Origin of the sequence: Bacillus sp. JJ1773 (assembly GCF_036962035.1) — a bacterium.
Classification (GTDB): Bacteria; Bacillota; Bacilli; order Bacillales; family Cytobacillaceae; genus Cytobacillus.
The window spans coordinates 1,352-5,110 of the sequence record NZ_JBALNX010000145.1 but is presented as its reverse complement, the minus strand read 5'-3'; the positions used below and the strand labels follow the sequence as shown (position 1 = coordinate 5,110).

At 36.7% G+C, this 3,759-nt stretch carries 4 protein-coding genes; all 4 read left to right on the top strand.

The genetic code is table 11. The features are described 5' to 3' along the window. Window positions 1-314: 314 nt before the first annotated feature. On the top strand, window positions 315-1,157 hold the full coding sequence (locus V7127_RS25515; protein ID WP_335490998.1) for a phosphate ABC transporter substrate-binding protein: 843 nt from the start codon (window positions 315-317) through the stop codon (window positions 1,155-1,157). Window positions 1,158-1,195: 38 nt separating this feature from the next. After that, on the top strand, window positions 1,196-2,104 hold the full coding sequence (gene pstC, locus V7127_RS25510) for a phosphate ABC transporter permease subunit PstC (protein WP_335490996.1): 909 nt from the start codon (window positions 1,196-1,198) through the stop codon (window positions 2,102-2,104). A 1-nt stretch (window position 2,105) separates the two neighbouring features. Continuing rightward, window positions 2,106-2,930, top strand: a complete 825-nt coding sequence (pstA, locus tag V7127_RS25505) for a phosphate ABC transporter permease PstA (protein ID WP_335490993.1) — start codon at window positions 2,106-2,108, stop codon at window positions 2,928-2,930. A gap of 223 nt (window positions 2,931-3,153) precedes the next feature. Beyond that, on the top strand, window positions 3,154-3,759 hold a 606-nt coding region (locus V7127_RS25500; RefSeq protein WP_335490991.1), incomplete at its 3' end, for a phosphate ABC transporter ATP-binding protein.

Here is a 3,759-nt window from a genome sequence, read left to right as displayed (position 1 = left end):
AATGGTACTTTGTTTTTTTTGAAAATGATAAAAGTCAATTTGACAAGAGAATCATTATAAATATTTAAAGGTTCTTGACAAGACATACTTTACTAAAACAATTTGGAGCGATTGTGAAATAATCTTGAACTGATCAATCTCCAATATCCAAAATTTACTTCTCTTTACCAAAAATTCACACAAAATACATTGTTTTTAATAAAATTTACAAAACCTTTACAAAGTTAGTGTGAAAAATTTACACTACAAATTTATTCTACTATTAGACAATATACGACAAAATCACGCTAACATTATTATGTCGGAGGTAATAAATGCTTATTTTCAAAAAACTAAAATTGGGATTATCGTTGCTAACATTACTAGCTATATTAACAGCATGTACAAGTAATAGTGATACTGATACAAAAGCGTCAAATGGCAGTAATTCTACAGTAGCTATTTCAGGATCTACATCTGTTGGTCCGCTTGCTGAAAAATTAGCCGCGAAATATAACGAGAAAGATCATACGAAAATTGAAATAAATCAAATTGGTTCATCTGCCGGTATTACAAACGCCATCAATGGTGTATCGGAAATTGGTATGTCTTCTAGGGATCTAAAAGAAGAAGAGAAAGCTCAGGGATTGAATGAAGTCGTTATTGCTTATGACGGAATTGTTGTAGTGACTCATCCAAGCAATAAAGTAAAAAATTTGACGTTGGAACAAGTAAAACAGATTTTTACTGGTGAAGTTACGAACTGGAAAGAACTAGGCGGAGATGACATGGAAATAGTCGTTGTCTCTCGTGAGGATGGTTCAGGTTCCCGCGATGCGTTCCAGGAAATTGTTGACTATAGCTCTGGTGAATTAATTAGAAATTCCATTATCGCAAGTGGTAACGGAAATATCAAAACGACAGTTGCAAACAATAAACATGCAGTTGGCTTTATTTCATTTGAATATATTGATGACACAATATCAACAATCGACATTAATGGGGTAGAGGCTACTGCAGAAAATGTTCTTCAACAAAAATACAGTTTGTCACGACCTTTCTTGTTTGTATACAAAGATGGGAAACTAACAGAAGCTGGCCAACAATTTATTGATTTCATCTTAAGTGAAGCTGGTCAACTTATTGCAGCAGAAGCAGGGGCAATCCCTGTAAAGTAATAACATAATTTTTAAAAGTAATCTTGGAGGAATACTGAGTGTCTATCCTAACAAAACACAATGCAGAAATCGGTAAGGCAAATAAAAGGAAGTATATGTTAGAGAAGGTATCTGCGAGAGTGTTCTTGACTTGTGCACTTCTTTCAGTCATCACTTTATTGTTAATCATTGGATTTGTTTTTTATAAAGGCTCACATCCATTTGTAGCTGGGGGCTATAGCTTTTTAGAGTTTATTTTAGGGTCGGATTGGGTACCTAGTGAAGAGAAATTCGGTATATTTCCAATGATTGTTGCATCCATTTTTGCAACCATTGGGGCATTAATTATCGGAGTTCCTATAGGGTTATTTACTGCGATTTTCTTAGCTGAAATAGCCTCAAAAAAAGTGGCCAAAATCATTTCACCTGCGATTCAGCTGTTAGCAGGTATCCCATCTGTTTTGTACGGTGTTTTTGGACTTGCGATCATCGTCCCATTTTTACAAAATTCTTTAGGCTTAGTAAAAGGACAAAGCTTATTAGCAGTTATTCTTGTACTAGCAATCATGATGCTGCCAACCATTGTGACAGTGGCGGAGACAGCGATTCGTGCTGTGCCGAACACATACCGCGAAGGCTCACTAGCTCTTGGCGTGTCGCATATTGGAACCATTTTCAAAGTAATTGTACCAGCAGCTAAATCAGGTATTATGACGGCAATTGTATTAGGTTTAGGTCGAGCAATTGGCGAAACGATGGCTGTTATATTAGTGGCTGGAAATAGTTTAATTGTACCAACTAGCCTGACTGATAGTGTTCGTCCACTAACGACAAATATTGCGCTAGAAATGGGCTATGCAGCTGGCACTCATCAAGAAATGCTGTTTGCAACAGGAATTGTTTTATTCTCCTTTATATTAATTTTGAATTTTGTATTAGCGAAAATTAGTTCGAAGGGCGGTAACTAAGGTGAGAGTATTGAAAGATAATTTGCTGCGTGGATTTTTATGGCTTTCAGCTCTGCTTTCTCTTGCAGTCCTCCTCATGATTGTTGGATATATCTTTTATAAAGGGATGAATTTGATAAGCTTCGATTTCATCTTTAGCGATTATTCCCCAACTGGAGGCGGCGGCATTTGGCCAATGGTTGTTACAACGATTTACACAGTCGTTATTTCCTTAATCATAGCCACTCCAATCGGGATATTAGCAGCCGTTTATTTACAAGAATATGCGAAACAGGGACGGTTAGTTAGAATCATACGCTTTGCAACAGAAAGTTTAACAGGTATTCCCTCGATTATTTATGGTTTGTTTGGAGCAGTATTCTTTGTAACGACATTAAAATTAGGAATGTCCATTATTGCGGCTTCATTAACATTAACGATAATTGTATTACCTGTTATTATACGAACAACAGAAGAGTCCTTAAAAACAGTTCCCGGGTCGTATCGTGAAGGTTCATTAGCTCTTGGAACAACAAAGTTACAAACATTATATAAAGTGATCTTGCCTAGTGCGATGCCAGGAATATTATCTGGTATCATTCTCTCGGTTGGACGAATTGTTGGTGAATCAGCTGCCATCTTTTTAACTGCTGGAACAGTAGCTGCCATGCCAGAAAGTATTCTTTCATCAGCTAGAACTTTAACAGTACATTCCTATTTAGTAACACAAGAGTCTGGGGACATTGAACTGGCTGCTGCAGTTGGCATTGTTCTAATCGTCATTATTTTGGCTATCAATCTTTCAGCAACATTTATATCGAAAAAATTAAACAAAGCAGACCAATAAAGTGAAACTCAATCAGTGGAGTTTTCCGATGCACAGGATGTACTAGTGCAGATGTTGCGACAGGAAGGGTACTTAGTCTGCCTTCATCCACCACTGATTGTTAGTTGAACTAATCGGGCATTTACGGACTGTTAGATCCACTACTTAGAATATTCGTTTCCCTCATCCTTTTGAAATGGGGGTCTTACAGTCCGTTAATCTGCGATAAATAAGGAGTATGTTTATGAGCACATCAGTAATGGAACGTAGCGAGAGAGCGATTAAACAAAATCAAACAGAAAAGGTAATTTCACAAATAGAGGAAGGTCCAACGAAGATTAGTGTGACGGATTTAAATTTATTTTATGGCGATAAACAAGCTCTGTTTGGAGTATCTCTTGATATTCGTGAAAAAGAGGTAACTGCTTTAATTGGTCCATCAGGCTGTGGAAAATCGACTTTTTTACGAACGTTAAATCGAATGAATGATTTAATTGACAGTGTGAAAATTAACGGTGATATTGAAATCGATCATGAAAATATTTATAAATCGAATGATGTCATCAAATTACGTACAAAAGTCGGAATGGTCTTTCAAAAACCAAATTTATTCCCAATGAGTATTTATGACAATGTTGCCTATGGTCCAAGAATGCAAGGTATTAAAAATAAAAAAGAATTAAATAATATTGTGGAAGAGAGCTTGCGCGGGGCAGCGATTTGGGACGAAGTAAAAGACCGTCTTAAAACATCCGCACTAGGTCTATCCGGCGGTCAGCAGCAACGTGTTTGTATTGCACGTGCAATTGCGATGAAGCCTGAAGTGATTTTAATGGATGAACCTACTTCA